The following is a 16630-nucleotide window of genomic DNA, read 5'->3' as shown; positions in this document are numbered from 1 at the left end:
GGGCCAGCCGTGTATGGAGGAGCACCCATGCCTCCGCCCGACTCCATCCCCCTGGTCGAACTGCGCGATGTCACCAAGGCCTACGCCGAAGGCGACACCGTGCGCGAGGTCCTCTCCGGCGTCCGGCTCTCCCTGCACCGGGGTGAGTTCGTGGTGCTGCTGGGGCGCAGCGGCTCGGGCAAGTCCACGCTGCTCAATCTCATCAGCGGCATCGACCTGCCCAGCCAGGGCGAGGTCCGCGTGGACGGGCGCGACCTGGGCCGGCTGAACGAGCGCGAACGCACGCTGCTGCGGCGTCAGCGCGTCGGCTTCATCTTCCAGGCCTTCAACCTGCTCCCCACGCTGACGGTGGAGGAGAACGTCCGGCTGCCGCTGGAGCTCAACGGACACGGCGGCGCGGAGGCCAGCGCTCGGGCTCGCACGCTGCTGGACCAGGTGGGCCTGGGCAACCGCGCGAACAGCTTCCCGGACCGGCTCTCCGGCGGCGAACAGCAACGCGTCGCCGTGGCCCGCGCGCTGGCCCACGAGCCGCCGCTGCTGCTGGCGGACGAGCCCACCGGCAACCTCGACGAAGCGACGGGGAAGCAGGTGTTGGACCTGCTGGAGGCGCTGACCCGCAAGGGCAACACCTGCGCGCTCGTCGTCACGCATGAACCCGGACTCGTGGCCCGCGCGCACCGCGTGCTGACCATGGAAGGGGGCCGGTTGGTGGAGGTGCCCCAGGCGCCCGCGCGCAAGGAGGCGCTGTGAAGGGGCTGCTGGTCCGCTCCAGCATTCGGCACCTGGGCCGTCACCCGTGGCTCACCGGCCTGTCGCTGCTGGGCATCGCGCTGGGCGTGGCGGTGGTGGTGTCCATCGACCTGGCCAGCGGCAGCGCCCTGCGCGCCTTCGAGCGCTCCACGGACGCCGTGGCCGGTCGCGCCACGCATCAGCTCGTGGGCGGCGCCACGGGCGTGCCGGAGGCGGTGTACCGGGATTTGCGCGTGCGCCCCGGAGCGCCGGTGGCCGCGCCCGTGGTGGAGGGCCATGTCCAGGCGGCGGTGGGCGACAAGCGCACGCTCACGGTGCTGGGCGTGGACCCCTTCGTGGAAGGGCCGTTCCGCGACTACGCCCGGGGCGAGGCCGTGGGCAACGTCGGCACGCTGCTCACCGAGCCGGGCGCGGTGATGTTGAGCGCCCGGGCCGCGCGCGCCCTGGGCCTGACGACGGGCGACACGTTGCCGGTGCGCCTGGAGGGACTGGAGAAGCCGCTGCGCGTGGTGGGGCTGCTGGAGCCCGCGGACGAAGACACCGCGCGAGCGCTGGAGGCGCTGGCGCTCATGGACGTGGCCACCGCGCAGGAGCTGCTGGGCCAGACGGGCCGGCTGACGCGCGTGGACCTGCGGCTCACGGGAGGCGAGGCGCAGGAGCGCGCGGTGGCGGCCACGCTGCCGCAGGGCCTGGAGCTGGTGCGCGCCGCCGCGCGGGCAGGCACGGTGGAGCAGATGACGCGGGCCTTCCGCACCAACCTCACCGCGCTGTCGCTGCTGGCGCTCGTGGTGGGGATGTTCCTCATCTACAACACGATGACGTTCTCCGTGGTGCAGCGGCGCGGGCTGCTCGGCCGTCTGCGCGCGCTGGGCATCACCCGGCGCGAGCTCTTCGGGCTGGTGCTGGGCGAGGCCGCCGTGCTGGGCGCGGTGGGCACGGCGCTGGGGCTGCTCCTGGGCGTGCTGCTGGCGCGTGGGCTGGTGGAGTTGGTCACCCAGACGCTGAATGACTTGTACTTCGTGGTGAGCGTGCGACGGCTGGCGCTGGAGCCCTTCACGCTGGCCAAGGGGCTGGCGTTGGGCCTGGGCGCGACGCTGCTGGCGGCGCTGGTCCCCGCGTGGGAGGCGGCGCGCTCGCCGCCGGTGACGACCATGCGCAGGTCCACGCTGGAGGACGTGTCGCGCGGCCGGGCCCCGCGACTGGCCGTGTGCGGCCTGCTGGTGCTGGCGGCGGGCACCGGGCTGCTGAGCTGGAACACCCCGTCCCTGCTGCCCGCCTACGGCGGCCTCTTCTCCGTGCTGCTGGGCGCGGCGCTGCTGGTGCCGTGGACCACCCAGTTCCTGTGCGCCCTGGCGGCCCAGCCGTTGGGCGCGGCGTTTGGACTGCTGGGCCGCATGGCCGCGCGCGGCGTACACACCAGCCTGAGCCGCACCGCCGTGGCCCTGGCGGCGCTGATGGTGGCGGTGGCCACCACGGTGGGCGTGGGCCTCATGGTGTCCAGCTTCCGGGGCACGGTGGTGTCGTGGCTGGACACGTCGCTCCAGGCGGACGTGTTCATCTCGCCCCCGTCCCTGGTGGCCCGGCGCGGCGGCGCCACGATGCTGCCGGGACTGGCCGACACGCTGCGCGACACGCCGGGCGTCATCGGCAGCAGCACCCTGCGCGTGGCGAACGTGCGCGTGGACGGCGTGCCCACGGACCTGATGGCCGTCGACTTCTCGCGCACACCCGTGCGGCCCTACACCTTCAAACACGGAGATGCGGAGACGGCGTGGCGCGAGCTGGAGTCCTCGCCCGACACGATCCTCGTCTCGGAGCCCTTCAGCTTCCACCGGGGTGTCGGCGTGGGGGACTCGGTGCGGCTGGCCACGGACCAGGGACCTCGCGACTTCCGCGTGCTGGGCGTGTACTTCGATTACGGCTCGGACGTGGGCACGCTGCTGCTGCCTCGCACCACGTACGAGCACTGGTTCGACGACCGGGGTATCAGCGGCGTGGCGCTGTACGCCGCGCCCGGCCAGGACGTGGACGCGCTGGTGGCCTCCGTGCGCGAGCGGACCGGTGACACGCAGGCGCTGCTGGTGCGCGCCAATCGCTCGCTGCGACAGGCCTCGCTGGACGTGTTCGACCGCACCTTCACGATTACGCAGGTGCTGCGGCTGCTCGCCATCGGCGTCGCCTTCGTCGGCGTGCTGAGCGCGTTGATGGCGTTGCAACTGGAGCGCGCGCGCGAGTTCGCCGTGCTGCGCGCCACGGGCCTGACGCCGGAGCAGCTCTGGGGGCTGGTGTCGCTCCAGACGGGATTGCTGGGACTGCTCGCGGGGCTGTTCTCGGTGCCGCTGGGCGTGGGGCTGGCCTACGTCCTGGTGCACGTCATCAACCAACGCTCCTTCGGGTGGACGCTCCAGCTCGCGCTCACGCCGCAGACGATGGTGCAGGCCGTGGTGCTGGCGCTGGTGGCCTCCGCGCTCGCCGGCCTGTACCCCGCCTGGAAGATGGCGCGCGCGAACGCCGCGCTGGCGCTGCGAGAGGAATGAAGCCATGAGCAACGGCCGAGGACTCCTCATCGGAACGGCGGTGGTGCTGGTGGGACTGTCCGCCGCGGTGGCCTTCGTCACCCGCGAGCGCCCCCTGCCCGCGCTGCGCCAGGGCGGCACGCTCACGGTGGCCAACGCCATGAGCGGCAGCACGGAGGGCTACGCGCGCGCGGTGGAGCCCCGCGACTTCCACTTCCCCGAGGACCACGGGCCGCACCCGGAGTTCCGCACGGAGTGGTGGTACTGGACGGGAAATCTAGAGACGGAGGACGGGCGCGCCTTCGGCTACCAGTTCACCTTGTTCCGCAACGCGCTGGCGCCCGAGAGCGCCGCACCCCGGGACTCCGCCTGGGGCGCGCGGCAGGTGTACATGGGCCACTTCACCGTGACGGACGTGGCGGGTGGCACCTTCCATGCCTCGGAGCGGTTCAGCCGCGTGGCGCTGGGCCTGTCCGGCGCCACCACGCAGCCCTTCAAGGTGTGGCTGGAGGACTGGGAGACGGCCAGCGTGGACGCATCCTCCACGTGGCCCCTGCGGCTGCGCGCGCAGACCGATGACGTGGCGTTGGAGCTGCTGCTGGAAGCGGGCAAGACGCCGGTGCTCCACGGTGAGCGCGGCTTGAGCCAGAAGAGCGCGGAGCGTGGCAACGCGTCCTACTACTACTCGATGACGCGCATGCCCTCGCGCGGCACGGTGCGGGTGGGCGAGAAGACGTACACGGTGAAGGGCAACAGTTGGATGGACCGCGAGTGGAGCACCAGCGCGCTCGGCGCGGACCAGGTGGGCTGGGACTGGTTCTCGCTCCAGCTCTCCGACGGCAGCGAGCTGATGTACTACCAACTCCGTCACCAGGACGGCACGCCGGACGCATTCAGCTCCGGCCTGTGGGTGCCGCCCGAAGGCACGGGGGAGCCCGTCCACCTGCGCCGCGAGGACATGCGCCTCACCGTGCTGGACACGTGGCCGAGCCCGCGCAGCGGCGGTGAGTACCCGTCACGCTGGCGCATGCAGGTGGAGAAGCTGGGGTTGGACCTCACCGTGAAACCGCGACTGGCCGACCAGGAGCTCGCCGTCACCGTCCTCTATTGGGAGGGCACCGTGGGCCTGGAGGGCTCGCGTCAGGGCCAGCCCATCACGGGGCGCGGGTACGTGGAGCTGACGGGCTACGCGGACACGCAGGGGCCCCGGCGCCGGGAGTCGCAGGCGCGCGGCACACCGGACGCAGCCGCCACCCAAGCGCGGCCGTAGCGCACCCTGGCGCAAACCACGGGCCGCGCGCCGTGCGACGGTGCGACGCGCAATGACAAGCACGTGGCTGTCGCTTGCGACCCCAGGGCAGCACCCGCGCCAACTCCAGACAGCACGACGCACGAGACGGCCACGGCCAACGCTCCGCCACCTGCCGGGTTTGCCCTGGAATCCTCGCTGATGGCACGAAGCACGTCAGGGCCATCACTGGCACATGGCCGGTGGGAAAGGGAGCGGACCGTGCATCGGATGCGAGCAGGTTTTCTGGTTCAAGGGGAGGACGGCAGGCTCCACCACGGAAAGAACCCCTTCTCCGGCGTGGCGTACCACACGGCGCTCGACGGCACGCTGAACGCGGCGGTGGCCATCCTCGAAGGCGTCGTCGCGGGCCCCTCCTCGGACTGGCTCTCGCTCCCGGAAGAAGGGCAGCGCGTGGACAGCGCCGCGCTGGAGCTGCCGGAGGACTATGGCCCCCGGCTCTTCCAAGGCAAGCCCTTCACCGGCATTGCCTACGCATTCACTCGCAACGGCTACTGCACCTCTGAAATCGAATACTCGGGCGGCTTCGCCACCGAAATCTCCGAGCGGCGGTGGTACGTCACGGGACAGCCCAAGGTGTACGTGGACGGAGGTGAGTACACGTCCTGGTTCTCCGACGGACGCATCCAACGCCGGGGCCAACGGGGCGAGCTCGTCTATGGTCTCACCACCCGGGACGACGGCCACCTGCGGGAGCTGGTGCTGCGGGACGCGCGGTTCCTGGACCTCGAGACGCTGAGCGCGATGCCCGCCACCGAAGAGTTCCAACTGCTGGGGGCCGCCATCGACGCGGAGCTGCTGCGCACGCTCCAGACGCGCACCGACATTGGCGCGGTCCGGAAGCTGCGGCTGGTGCAGACCCGGGTGGGCGCGGATGGCCTCGACGTCCTCGCCAGCTTCGAGCACCTCCGCGAAGTGTGGTTCGACGGCAACCCGGGCCTGGGCCTGCAAGAAGCGCGGCGGCTCGAGCGGCTTCGCCCCGGCTGCGTGGCGCACCATGTGGAAACAGACGCACCCGCGCCCATCCGGAGGGCGCGCGGGATGACGTGTGTCTCCACCGGACACGCGGCCCGTCCCCGGGACTGAGGCGTCCGCGTTCTCAGGCAAGGGCCACGCGACACCCTTCTCGCCCGCAGGTCCTTCCGCCCTCCCCTGCCCCTGCCCCGCGTCGCACCTGCCCATCCCTGGCACCCGGCTTGCCTCTGGAGTCATGGCGCGAAGCAACGCGTCCAAAGACAGACACCGGAGGCAGACCCAGGTATGAGCGGACTCGGACGAAGCAGGTGGTGGGCTGGCGTGCTCGGGATGGCATTGTTGTTGGGCTGCGAGGGGGATGACTCGCTCAAGCAGCCTCCCGCCGCGGACGATGGCATCGACGAGGGTACCGAGCCGCCCCCGCCCACGCAGCCCGAGGATCCCCCGCCGCCCGACGATGGCGACCCGCCTCCCATGGGCGAAGAAGAGCCCGACGCGGGGCCTCCGCCGGTGGACCCCGACGCCGGCATCCCTCCCGTCACCGGGGGCGGCGTCCCCATTCCTCCCGACAGCGCGAGCTGGCGGTTCCTGGGCACGGCGGAGGGAGGCCCTCGCGAGGTGCTGGGCGTCACCCAGGACGAGGGCGGCAACGTCTGGGTCGCGGGCGGCGAGGACGGCCTGTGCCTGCTCGCGCCGGGCGCCGCCAGCCTGCGCTGCTACACGATGGCGGATGGCCTGAAGCCGTGGGCGCCATGGAAGGGCAAGGACCCGGCGCCCGAGACGCGCTACCTCAAGGTGCTCTCCGTGACGGGCGGCCCCGCGGGCACCGTCTTCGTCGGCTACGAGGGGCGGCCCAACTGCGAGAGTGAGTTCTACAAGGCGCCCGGCGTGGGCGTGGTCAAGGACCCCTCCATCTACAAGAGCGGTGACGCGGACCGCGTGGAGCTGCAGGCGGACGGCACGCTGCGCGTGGTGCACTACGACATCCACTCGCCCGCGCACTCGGTGCCTGGCTATGGCCACCGCGAGAAGCTCTGCACGGTGAACCGCATCGTCTGGGACAAGGCGCGCAACAGCCTGTGGTTCGCGTCCAACCACGGCCTGGCCTGGGGCGAGCCCGACTACCAGGGCGGCGAGGCGTGCTCCAGCGAGGAGATTCGCGCCGCCAACGCGTGGGTCTACGCGGGCGTCGAGGCGCGCCAGCGCTGCAAGTTCGGCGTCATGGAACACGTCCACCCGGCCATCGCGATGGGCGACAGCACCACCAGCGAGGACAGCCGGCTCGCGGGGGACGTGTGGGGCGTGGCGGTGCGGCCGGATGGCGATGTGTGGCTGGGCTCGCACATCCGGACCACGCGGTTCAAAATCATGACCAACGCCGTGGGCCACGTGGGCACTGGCGCCCCGTGGAACTTCGAGGCGGCGCGCAAGCAGAGCGAGGAGCGGAAGCACCGCGCCAACCGCATCGACCTGTGGCCGGACGCCGTGACCGAGCCCCTGTTCCCCACCCACGAGCAGCGCAAGGACGACCTGGTGAGCGACCTGGCGCTGATGCCGGACGGCACCGTCTGGGTGTCCAGCTTCGCGTGGGGCCTGGCGAAGATGAACGACGCGGGCGTGGTGACGGGTTACCTCCTCGAGGGCGAGGGCGACCGCCACGTCTCGTCACTCGAACGGGACCCGCGAGACGGCAGCCTCTGGATTGGCCACCGCTGGGGCAAGGGACTGATGCGCATGCACGGCGAGGGCGAGTTCGTCAGCCACAACCCCGCGCTGGGCGGACGGGGCGGGCTGCCCATCTGGGACATCCAGACGGTGGGCAGCGGGGAGGAGCGCAAGGTGCTGGTGGCCTTCAGCGCCCAGCGCGACCCGGCGGGCAACATCGTCCGCCCGGGCGCCATCGGCATCTACAGCGGCAAGTAGCCGCACCGCCTGCCTGCCTCCCGTGCCTCCCAGGGGCGCGGGAGGCACTCCCTCCCATCAGGGGCTGTGCGGCGCGACGGGAAGCGTCAACTTGAAGGCACTCCGCGTCCGCGGGGCGTCCCTGCCCCAGCGGGGGCTTTCAACACGATGACGGACAGAAGGAGCCACCATGTCGCTACTGGACAACCTCTTCGGCAATCGTCGCGCGTCGGGCTTCGGTGGATGGAACCGGGGCCGCGGTAGGTGGGGACAGAGCCGCCGCCGCCATGGCTCGGGTTATGGCCGCGGCCGGGCGGGCAGCAGCCCGCTGGCCCGTATCGCCCTGGGCAGCCTGGCCGCGTTCGGCCTTCGCAAGGTGCTCGGGAACCGACGCCAATACGGCTACTAGCGTCACCGCCGGGCAGGAAGCTCGCCTGCCCGGCCCCTCGCATGGGGTAGCCTCCTCCCGCTGGCATCCACCCTAGGGAGGGAACACCCCATGCCGAAGGCGAAATACGTCCTGGCCCTGGACCAGGGCACCACGGGAACGCACGTTTCCATCCTCGACACGAAGCTGCAGGTGGTGGGCCGCTCCTACAAGGAGTTCACCCAATACTTTCCCAAGCCCTCCTGGGTGGAGCACGACCTGGATGAAATCTGGGCCAGCAGCGAGTGGTGTATCGCCCGTGCGTTGAAAGACGCGGGCCTGCACGGCCGGGACATCGCCGCCATCGGCATCACCAACCAGCGTGAGACGACGGGTCTGTGGATGCGCGACAGCGGCAAGCCCCTGTCCCACGCCATCGTCTGGCAGGACCGCCGCACCGCGGAGCAGTGCCGCCGGCTCAAGGAGAAGGGCGTGGAGCCGCGCGTGCGCGAGGTGACGGGGCTGGTGGTGGACCCGTACTTCTCCGGCACCAAGCTCACGTGGATGTTCGACCACCTGAAGGGCGCGCGGAAGAAGGCGGAGAAGGGCGACGTGTGCTTCGGCACCATCGACACGTGGCTCGTCTACAAGCTCACCGGCGGCAAGGCGCACGTCACCGACGTGTCCAACGCCAGCCGCACCCTGCTGATGGATTTGAAGACGCTCCAGTGGAGCGACGAGATGCGCGCGCTGCTGTCCGTCCCGGACGCGTGCCTGCCGCAGATTCGCGGCTCCGCGGAGGTGTATGGCACCACGCGCGGCATGCGCAGCCTGCCGGACGGCATCCCCGTGGCGGGCATGGCGGGAGACCAGCAAGCGGCCCTCTTCGGACAGGCCTGCTTCGAGCCCGGTGAATCCAAGTGCACCTATGGCACCGGGGCCTTCCTGCTGATGAACACCGGCTCGGAGCCGGTGCGCTCGTCCGCGGGCCTGCTCACCACCGTGGCGTGGCGACTGGGCGGCACCGGCACCACCACCTACGCGCTGGAGGGCAGCAGCTTCATCGCTGGCGCCGCGGTGCAGTGGATGCGTGACGGGCTCAAGGTCATCAAGCGCGCGCCGGACATCGAGGCGCTGGCCGCCAGCGTGCAGGGCTCTGGCGACGTCGTCTTCGTGCCCGCCCTGGCGGGACTGGGCGCGCCGCACTGGCGTCCGGAGGCACGCGGCCTGTTCGCCGGCATCGACCGCTCCACCACCGTGGCCCACATGGCGCGCGCGGTACTGGAGGGCATCGCGCTCCAGATTCACGACCTGGCGGAGGCCATGCGCCGCGACAGCGGGCGGGACATCCCCGTGTTCAAGGCGGACGGCGGGGCCGCGGCCAACAACCTGCTCATGCAGTTCCAGGCGGACGTGCTGGGCGTGCCGCTGGTGCGCCCGCGCAACCTGGAGACGACGAGCCTGGGCGCGGCCTTCCTCGGCGGCCTGGGCGCCGGCATCTGGGACAGCCCGGACGCCATCCGCCGCGCGTGGAAGGCGGACAAGACCTTCAAGCCGAAGATGAAGGCGGATGCCCGCGAGCGGCACCTGGCCAAATGGAAGCGGGCCGTGGAGCGCGCGTGATGCCACCCGGGTCCGGACTCCGGCTGCTGGCCGCGCTGCTCGCGCTGGGCACGGGCGTGGGCTGCCCCATGAGCCCGTGCATTCCGCACGAGCCCGGCGCGCTCTTCGACACCACGCTGTTCGGCGTGGGCCAGCCGCTGGAGCTCCGGGTCCACCCCGTCACAAACCAGTGCGAGGCGTCCCGGGAGGGCGCGCCGGAGACCGTCACCGTGGAGGTGAGGGACCCGCGCAACCGCCGGGTGCCCGCCACCGCGGAGCTGCAAGGCAAAGGCGGCCCCGCGGTGGTGCGCTTCACGCCGGAGATGAAGGGCCGACATCACCTCATCGTCTCCTTCTCTCCGGTGGGCAGCATCCGGCAGTCCGCCCTCCACGTGGTGGAGGACCACAGCCAACAAGCCCCCGTGGTGGAGCTCTCCACCGTGGTGGAGTGCCGCTCCGTGGACCGAACGACGGCGGGCACGTGGCTGTGCGGCAGCAACGCGCTGCGCGAGCCGGACCAGGCGCCCCAACCGCTGGGCGATTACTTCGCCCCCACCGTCGTCGCGGGCAACGTGGTGTGGGTGACGGAGCCTTCACGGGTGCTCCGCTACGTCGACGAGGGCAGCGGGCCCTTGCCTCCGCCCGTCACGGCCCCCTTCCCCGTCATCGGCACCCCCACGGCGGCGGCGCCCCACACGCGGCTGGCGACCGAGGACGAACTGCTCCTGCTGGATGACACCCATCTGCACCGCTACGCGTACACGGAGGAGGCGGGGCTGCGCTTCACGGGCGCCACCCTGATGCCCTACCCCCGGCTGGCGACCTTCGGGGACATGCCGTCCCTGCTCATCCGCGCGGGCGAGCGGTTTCTGGTGGTGCGAATCGCGGAGGACGCCACCACACGCGACTTCGTCACCGAGGCCTGCCCCTACCAGGTCGGTGCGGAAGGCGCGCCCGAGGCCGTCTCGGACGAGCCATGCCACCAGGTGCCCGGCTTGCCGGTGGGCTACGAGGAGGACGTGCTCTGGGCCCGCGCGGGCAGCGTGCCCGAGCAGCTCACGCTGCACCGGTACTCGGCGGCGAGCGGCCGGCTCGTCCTGGAAGGGGTCCTGTCGATGGACGCCCTCTTCCAGGCGCAAGGCCCCAACCTGCGTCCGGGCTTCGGCAGCCCCCTGGTGTTTGTCCCCACGAGCGTCGATGCCCGCTACGCCCTGCCCTCGTGGGACGCGGGGGCGCGGACGCTCGAGCTGGCGCTGCTGCCTTCACAGAACGGGTACCAGCCGCCTCGCGTCGGGGGGCGCTACTTCCATGCCGAGCGCTGGAACTCCATCTATGGCGTGAAAGTGTACGCGCGTCCGTCCACCCCGTGACGAAGGACGACGCGTGTCTTCCTTCGGGCGCGCAAGCGGGTAGAAAGGCGCCCATGGCTCCCAACCTCACCGTGCTCGCTCCCGAGGCGCTCCAGTCCTTCCTGTCCCAGCACCCCGAATGGAAGCACGAGGGCGGGATGATTCGCCGCACCTACGAGGCCCCCAGTTTCCTGGCCGGCATCGCCTTCGTGGAGAAAGTGGCGCAGGCGGCGGAGAAGGCGGACCACCACCCGGACATCGACATCCGGTGGCGGAAGGTGACGCTGGCGCTCGTCACGCATGACGCGGGGGGCCTCACCGCCCGGGACACCGGCCTGGCCACCGAGGCGGACCGCCTCTTCGTGGAGGTCGCGCGCGCGCAGTGAAGACCTCCGGCTGGGTGGCGCGTCTCGTTGGACGCGGTGGCGGGGGGTGGAGGGCGCTCGGTTGCGCGTGGGTGTTGGGCGCCTCGCCGGTGGCGTGGGCGCAGGAGACGCCACCGCCCACGGAGCCGCGCCCGGAACGGCTGTATCTCAACCCTGGCGCGCTGCTGGGCTCGGCGCGCATGGTGGCGATGGGCGGGGCGTACGTGGGCATCGCCGAGGGCGCCGCGGGGCTCCCCAGCAACCTCGCGTCGCTGGCCCACCGGGGTCCCGCGCTGGAGAAGGACTGGGACTTGGGCTTCACCCTGTCCTGGCTGGACCTCCCCTTCACGGGCACGCGCAAGCGCGACGTGGACAACGACGGACGTCCGGACGAGTCGCAGGACAGCCGGCAGCTCCTGGGCGGCCTGCTGCTGCAATACAAGCGCTTCGGCATCGGCTTCGCCATGCGCAACAGCGTGGTGTCCTACTGCGCCACGGCCGCGTGCGCCGGGCCCAGCGAGCGCATTCGCGTGTCGTTGACGCAGTCGGTGCTGGCGGGCGCCATGTCCTTTGGCCAGGACGAGTTCATCCTCGCGCTGGGCATCTATTCGGCGCAGGCCTCCTTCCGGCTGGACTCCGGCGGGACCGACCTGCGCTACGGCGACACGGGCGTGGCGGTGGACATCCTCTACCGGCCCCAGGGACGCCCCTGGCGCATGGGCGTGTCGGTGCGGCCGGAGGTGGTGGGCGACTGGCGGCGGGAAGCGGGCCAGGTGCCCGAATTGGCGGGGCGCACGCTCTTCGGCGCGGTGGTGTCTCCGGCGGTGCTGTCGGTGGGCGCGAGCTGGCGCTTCGGAGATGGCGCCGAGCGCTACAACCGGCTGTCCCCCGCCGCGCGGCGGCACCTGCTGGTGGAAGGCGACGCGCTGCCCGTGCCCCCGAGGACCCCCTGGACGCGCCCGCCGGGCGGTGGCTCCTCAGCGCCCAGGTGGACCTCATCTCCAGCGTGGACAACGCGGTGCCCGCGCGCACCTTCGCGTCCACGGCCGACGAGGCCATCGTGGGCAAGGGCACCTCCTTCGCGCCGCGCCTCGGCCTGGAGCACGACACGGTGCCGGGCATGATTCGCCTGCGCGCGGGCGTGTACGCGGAGCCGTCGCCTTTCGACAAGCGACCCGCCCGCCCCCACGTCACCGGCGGCTTCGAGGTGTTCGTCTTCCGCTACTGGGAGGACTGGTCCGTGACGGCCTCCTTCGACCTGGCGCGCCGCTACACCAACGTGGGTCTGTCCGTGGGCTTCTGGCGCTGACGCCATGAAGGGCGCCGGGTGCCGACTCAGGGCACTTCGCGCGCATGACAGGGCAACGCCCCTTCCCTCCCGGGGCAACGTTCCCCACTGCGCACGCCGCGGCCCCGCGCAGCAGGGCGGCCAGGCAAGCAGACGCCTCAGTGGGTGTTGCTGACACAAACGCGCATGTCGACCCTCCCCTCCTGGGCGGAGCGGGGGACTTCATGCATCCAGGGTGGCGTTGGGTCCGGACCGTCGTGAGTGCGGCGGTGCTGGGTGGGGCGGGGATGTGGATGGGCTGTGGCGGTGGAAGCACGGACCCTCTTCCGGGGGAGGCGCCGTGCACGGACACCCCTTCCGGGGACTGTGTCGCGCCACCACCGGAGACACCGGACGGGGAGACACCTCCTGGCGGGGAATCTCCCTCCATCCCGCCACCCCCACCGCGGCCACCGCCTCCACCTTCGGGCCCTGGCAGCACCGTCTGGTATCAACGCGAGGGCACACCCCAGGACGACCTGGCGCTGGGCGCGGCGGTGGATGCGAATGGCGACATCCTCACCCTGTCCCTGCATGACCTGGACGACCTGGGCGCCATCCAGCCCACGGATGACCGGGCGAAGCTGGTGCTGACGCGGCGCGCCCCCACGGGGGAGACGCGCTGGCAGAAGCTCTTCGACGTCAGGGCCGCGGAGGCGCCGCCGGAGCTGCGCGCCTTCGTGAAGGGGCGCATCGCGGCGGACCCGGCGGGCGGCATCGTCCTCGCCGGCACCGCCGAGGGCATCATGGACTTCCTCACCCACAAGCTGGGGGACGGCACCTTCGTCGTCCGGATGGACGCGGACGGCAACGTCCTGTGGGCGAACCTCGTGGGCGGCGCGGACCTCGCGGTGGCGGACCTCGCCGTGGACCCACAAGGGCGGACGCTCGTGGCCTTCAACGCCCCGGGTGGCACCGACTTCGGCAATGGGGTGTCGGGCTCCGGCGCGGTGGTGGTGACGTACTCACGTGAAGGCGTGGCCGAGGCGGCCGTGCCCGTGGGCCAGCCCCAATCCGGCGGCCGCGTGGAGCTCACCTCCCTGGCGGTGGACGGCGCCGGACGCATGGCCGTGGGGGGCCGCTACGAAGGCTCCGTGCGCTTCGGCGGCCAGCAGGTGGGCTCGGCGCAGGAGGGCAGCCCCTTCGTCGCCCTCTTCAATCAGGGCGCGCTGACCTGGACCAAGGCCATGGGCCAGGCCCAGGGCACCGTGCGCGACGTGGGGCTGGACGGCGCGGGCACGGTGGTGGCCACGGGCCCGTTCCTCGGCGCCGTGCGCTGGGGTGACACGCAGGTCCAGGGCCACGCCTTCCGGGAGACGCCCTTCGTCGTCTCCGCGAAGGCGGAGGGCGAGGAGACGTGGGCCAAGGGCCTGGGTGACGGGCTCCAGGTGGACTCGCTCGTGTTGGACTCCGCCGGGGACATGGTGCTCGCGGGCTTCACGTACAACCGCATCGAGAACGGCGTCACGGGGCAGGACGGCATGGGCTCGGCGCAGCCCGTGGCGCTGCGCTACGACGCGGCGGGCGACTGGCTCCACACGCAGATGTACCTGTCCGACCCGCCTCAACCCCGGGGTGAGCTGTATGGCCTGGAGGCCATCCCCTTCCTGGGGCTGCTGCCGGACGGCGACGTCATCCTCTTCGGCCACACGGACCGGGAGACCGACTTCGGCACCGGCCGCCAGAGCTCCTCGCGCGGCGATGTCTTCGTGCTGCGGATGAAGCGCTGAGCCGCGACGCCCCGGAAACAGCAAGGGCCATGGGGCTTGGAACCCCATGGCCCTCGTCGCATGCATGCGGCGCTCAGCGGCGCGTGGTGCGCCGGGTCGACGTCTTGCGAGCCGTCGCGCGCGTGGTGCCGCGCTTGGCGGCGGTGCCACGCTTGGCGGCGGCGGCGCGGGTACCCGTCTTGCGAGCCGTCCGCCCCGCCGTGCCCGTCTTCCGCGTGGTGGCCTTACGCGCGCCGCGGCCCGTCGTGGTCCGGGACGCCGACTTGCGCGTGGCGGACTTCCGGGCGCCCGTCTTCCCGCGCGCGGCCGTCTTGCGGGTGGTGGTGCGCTTCGCGGTCGTCTTGCGGGCGCCCTTGCGCGCGCCACCCGCGCTCTTGCGCTTCGAGGTCGCACGGCGGCGCCGCGTGGGCGGGGTGCTCGTGTCGGCCGGGGAGAGGGAGACATCGTCGGTCATCTGCGGATTGACGGACTCGTTCGTCATTCAGTCGGCTCCGGTAAGGGAAGACTGCGGGCGATACATGCGCAGGGTACGCCCATGCACGCCATGACGTGTGCGGTGAAGGCACGCAGATGAACGACAGCGGACGAATGACGTGCGGAGGCGCGGCGACCCCTGCCCTTCAGGGCAGGGTCCCTTCACGCATCACCGCGTGCCCGAGTCAGACCGCGCCGCGAAGAAACGCCGCGAGCTTCTCGTACGCATCGGCGAGCGGAGGAATGGGCGCGCTCTCGTTGGCCTGATGCGCTTGGGCCGTCTCACCGGGCCCGTAGTTGATGGCATCCACGCCCCACTCACCGAAGCGCGCCACGTCCGTCCAGGCCTGCTTCGAGGCCGCGGGCAGGCCGGTAAGGGCCATCAACTTCTGGAACAGCGGATTGCCCGCCACCACCGGGCCGCTGGGCGACGCGTCCGTGAACTCCACCTCCGCGCGGCCATCGACGAGCGCGAGCACATCCGCCTTCGCCTGCTCGATGCTCTTGCCCGGCGCGAAGCGGTAGTTGAGGTTCAGCTCGAAGGCCTCGGGGATGACGTTGCGCGCGCGGCCGCCCTTGGCCAGCGTCGCGTTGATGACCTCGTAGAACGGGAAGCCGGCGACGTTGACCTCCACGCGCTGACGCCCGAGCAACTCCGTGAGGAACGGACCCGCCTTGTGGATGGCATTCTCGCCCTGCCACGGCCGCGCGGAGTGCGCGCTGCGCCCGGTGAAGCGGACGGTGACCTGCATGGAGCCCACGCAGCCCACCTGCACCACGCTGTCGGTGGGCTCCATGGCGATGCCGAAACGCACCTTCGCCAGGTCCGGGCGCTTCTCGAACAGCGGGATGAGGCCGCTCTCCGCATAGGCGCCCTCCTCACGCTCGTAGAAGAGGAAGGCGAGGTTGACGGGCAGCGTGTCGCGGCGCAGGTCCTCCGCCAGCGCCATCATCACCGCCAGCCCGCCCTTCATGTCCGAGGCGCCCAGGCCGAAGACGCGGTCACCTTCGATGCGCGCCTCGCGGCCCGCGTCGCTCGGGTGCGCGGGCACCGTGTCCAGGTGGCCAATGAGGGCCACCGTGGGGCGCGGATCCTCTAGCCGCCCGAGCAGCAGCGTGTGGCCCACCCGGAAGACCTCGTCCTGTTGGAAGTGCCGGTGCGCCCAACGCTCGACGTGGTCGGCGATGGGCCCCTCCTGGGTGATGGGGCTGGAGATGCGGCACAACTCGAGCGTCAACTGGGCCAACCGCGCGGCGAGGTCGATGGAAGCCATACACTTCCACCATAGCGCTGTGTGTCAGGACTCCGCGAACGCTTCCTCAAAGCTCGTCACGCCCTCCAGCACGGAGGCGCAGAGGCAGGGCGGACCCTCCACCAACGCCGTGAAGCCATGGGCGGAGCCGTCTGTCTTCTCCAGCGACTCACCCGGCCACACCTCGTGTCCGTCGTCCTCGCGGAAGCCGCCCTCCAGCACCAGGTTCCATTCGCGGCCATGGTGCGTGTGCCGGGGGTAACGCACACCCGGGTGGAGCCGGAGGATGGCGGCCATCGTCCCCTCGCGGGCGGGCCCCGTCTCCACCGGCATCAGCTCCGAGCCCTCCACGGGCCCCGGCATCCACATCGCCGGGTCGCTCACGCTCTCCAGCAGCGACAGCGTCCGCTCCCGCGACAGGTCGAAGAACGCCGCCACCGTGTCGGCGAAGCGGGCGAGCCGCCCGGGACCCTCCATCTGGTCCATCAACCGCGCCAGCGGCTCCGGCGGGGGCACCACCAGCGACGCCAGCGCCGCGTGCGTGGTCACCAGCCTGTCCGCGGCCGCCCTGCACCTGGCGCATTCCGCCAGGTGCAGCTCGACCGCGTCGCGGGCGGGCTGCTCCAGCATCCCCAGGGCCCATTCGGGCAGGAGGTCGTCCAGGTGGTGCGCCATCGTCACGTTCCGTCCCTCACACACTCTCTACGGCGG

At 71.6% G+C, this 16630-nt stretch carries 15 protein-coding genes; 12 read left to right on the top strand and 3 right to left on the bottom strand.

Going from position 1 to position 16630, the window contains the following annotated elements:
- Positions 1 to 27 precede the first annotated feature (27 nt).
- The 12 genes from A176_RS00395 to A176_RS00350 all read left to right on the top strand — a co-directional run bounded on the left by A176_RS00395 (position 28) and on the right by A176_RS00350 (position 14192).
- Positions 28 to 750: an ABC transporter ATP-binding protein gene (locus A176_RS00395; protein WP_002637500.1), complete on the top strand. Its 723-nt coding sequence runs from the start codon at positions 28 to 30 to the stop codon at positions 748 to 750.
- Positions 747 to 3287, top strand: a complete 2541-nt coding sequence (locus A176_RS00390) for an ABC transporter permease (RefSeq protein ID WP_002637501.1) — start codon at positions 747 to 749, stop codon at positions 3285 to 3287. Before A176_RS00395 ends, A176_RS00390 begins: the two co-directional genes overlap by 4 nt.
- A gap of 4 nt (positions 3288 to 3291) precedes the next feature.
- On the top strand, positions 3292 to 4536 hold the full coding sequence (locus A176_RS00385; protein WP_002637502.1) for a lipocalin-like domain-containing protein: 1245 nt from the start codon (positions 3292 to 3294) through the stop codon (positions 4534 to 4536).
- Positions 4537 to 4785: 249 nt separating this feature from the next.
- Positions 4786 to 5661, top strand: a complete 876-nt coding sequence (locus A176_RS00380; protein WP_226994129.1) for a toxin-antitoxin system YwqK family antitoxin — start codon at positions 4786 to 4788, stop codon at positions 5659 to 5661.
- 174 nt (positions 5662 to 5835) lie between these two features.
- Entirely contained in the window at positions 5836 to 7473 is a 1638-nt protein-coding gene (locus A176_RS00375) for an NHL repeat-containing protein (protein WP_044890558.1), read from the top strand.
- Between the two features lie 169 nt (positions 7474 to 7642).
- Positions 7643 to 7861: a hypothetical protein gene (locus A176_RS37705; RefSeq protein ID WP_002637506.1), complete on the top strand. Its 219-nt coding sequence runs from the start codon at positions 7643 to 7645 to the stop codon at positions 7859 to 7861.
- Positions 7862 to 7951: 90 nt separating this feature from the next.
- A complete protein-coding gene (glpK, locus tag A176_RS00370; RefSeq protein ID WP_002637507.1) occupies positions 7952 to 9442 on the top strand; it encodes a glycerol kinase GlpK in 1491 nt (496 codons plus the stop codon).
- Complete coding sequence (locus A176_RS00365; protein ID WP_002637508.1) at positions 9442 to 10791, top strand: hypothetical protein; 1350 nt, start codon at positions 9442 to 9444, stop codon at positions 10789 to 10791. The genes glpK and A176_RS00365 overlap by 1 nt, the downstream gene beginning before the upstream one ends.
- 53 nt (positions 10792 to 10844) lie before the next feature.
- The gene (locus tag A176_RS00360; RefSeq protein WP_021781457.1) at positions 10845 to 11156 is read left to right on the top strand and encodes a 4a-hydroxytetrahydrobiopterin dehydratase; all 312 of its coding nucleotides are present in this window, start codon (positions 10845 to 10847) and stop codon (positions 11154 to 11156) included.
- Positions 11153 to 12259 (top strand): hypothetical protein, encoded by a 1107-nt coding sequence (locus tag A176_RS00355; RefSeq protein ID WP_275472531.1) that lies wholly within the window; start codon positions 11153 to 11155, stop codon positions 12257 to 12259. The genes A176_RS00360 and A176_RS00355 overlap by 4 nt, the downstream gene beginning before the upstream one ends.
- A complete protein-coding gene (locus A176_RS40980; protein ID WP_275472530.1) occupies positions 12256 to 12444 on the top strand; it encodes a hypothetical protein in 189 nt (62 codons plus the stop codon). The genes A176_RS00355 and A176_RS40980 overlap by 4 nt, the downstream gene beginning before the upstream one ends.
- Before the next feature lie 203 nt (positions 12445 to 12647).
- Entirely contained in the window at positions 12648 to 14192 is a 1545-nt protein-coding gene (locus A176_RS00350; RefSeq protein ID WP_002637511.1) for a hypothetical protein, read from the top strand.
- A gap of 73 nt (positions 14193 to 14265) precedes the next feature.
- Here A176_RS00350 and A176_RS00345 read toward each other — a convergent pair whose 3' ends face one another.
- From A176_RS00345 to A176_RS00335, 3 genes are all read right to left on the bottom strand, one after another.
- Positions 14266 to 14673, bottom strand: a complete 408-nt coding sequence (locus A176_RS00345; protein WP_002637512.1) for a hypothetical protein — start codon at positions 14671 to 14673, stop codon at positions 14266 to 14268.
- A gap of 178 nt (positions 14674 to 14851) precedes the next feature.
- On the bottom strand, positions 14852 to 15940 hold the full coding sequence (dapE, locus tag A176_RS00340; protein WP_002637513.1) for a succinyl-diaminopimelate desuccinylase: 1089 nt from the start codon (positions 15938 to 15940) through the stop codon (positions 14852 to 14854).
- A gap of 24 nt (positions 15941 to 15964) precedes the next feature.
- Positions 15965 to 16594 carry a cupin domain-containing protein gene (locus A176_RS00335; protein ID WP_044890560.1) on the bottom strand — a complete coding sequence of 210 codons (630 nt, stop codon included), beginning with the start codon at positions 16592 to 16594 and terminating at the stop codon, positions 15965 to 15967.
- Between the last annotated feature and the right edge of the window lie 36 nt (positions 16595 to 16630).

Source organism: Myxococcus hansupus, assembly GCF_000280925.3.
Classification (GTDB): domain Bacteria; phylum Myxococcota; class Myxococcia; order Myxococcales; family Myxococcaceae; genus Myxococcus; species Myxococcus hansupus.
This window is presented reverse-complemented; position numbering and strand designations above follow the sequence as displayed.

What these genes read in the sequence shown, in the direction of transcription:
- A176_RS37705 (WP_002637506.1), top strand. Translation starts at nt 7,643, where the DNA reads ATGTCGCTACTGGACAACCTCTTCGGCAATCGTCGCGCGTCGGGCTTC.
- A176_RS00365 (WP_002637508.1), top strand. Translation starts at nt 9,442, where the DNA reads ATGCCACCCGGGTCCGGACTCCGGCTGCTGGCCGCGCTGCTCGCGCTG.
- A176_RS00345 (WP_002637512.1), bottom strand. Translation starts at nt 14,673, where the DNA reads ATGACGAACGAGTCCGTCAATCCGCAGATGACCGACGATGTCTCCCTC.
- A176_RS00350 (WP_002637511.1), top strand. Translation starts at nt 12,648, where the DNA reads ATGCATCCAGGGTGGCGTTGGGTCCGGACCGTCGTGAGTGCGGCGGTG.
- A176_RS00360 (WP_021781457.1), top strand. Translation starts at nt 10,845, where the DNA reads ATGGCTCCCAACCTCACCGTGCTCGCTCCCGAGGCGCTCCAGTCCTTC.
- A176_RS00395 (WP_002637500.1), top strand. Translation starts at nt 28, where the DNA reads ATGCCTCCGCCCGACTCCATCCCCCTGGTCGAACTGCGCGATGTCACC.
- A176_RS00335 (WP_044890560.1), bottom strand. Translation starts at nt 16,594, where the DNA reads ATGGCGCACCACCTGGACGACCTCCTGCCCGAATGGGCCCTGGGGATG.
- A176_RS00375 (WP_044890558.1), top strand. Translation starts at nt 5,836, where the DNA reads ATGAGCGGACTCGGACGAAGCAGGTGGTGGGCTGGCGTGCTCGGGATG.
- A176_RS00380 (WP_226994129.1), top strand. Translation starts at nt 4,786, where the DNA reads ATGCGAGCAGGTTTTCTGGTTCAAGGGGAGGACGGCAGGCTCCACCAC.
- glpK (WP_002637507.1), top strand. Translation starts at nt 7,952, where the DNA reads ATGCCGAAGGCGAAATACGTCCTGGCCCTGGACCAGGGCACCACGGGA.
- dapE (WP_002637513.1), bottom strand. Translation starts at nt 15,940, where the DNA reads ATGGCTTCCATCGACCTCGCCGCGCGGTTGGCCCAGTTGACGCTCGAG.
- A176_RS40980 (WP_275472530.1), top strand. Translation starts at nt 12,256, where the DNA reads ATGATTCGCCTGCGCGCGGGCGTGTACGCGGAGCCGTCGCCTTTCGAC.
- A176_RS00385 (WP_002637502.1), top strand. Translation starts at nt 3,292, where the DNA reads ATGAGCAACGGCCGAGGACTCCTCATCGGAACGGCGGTGGTGCTGGTG.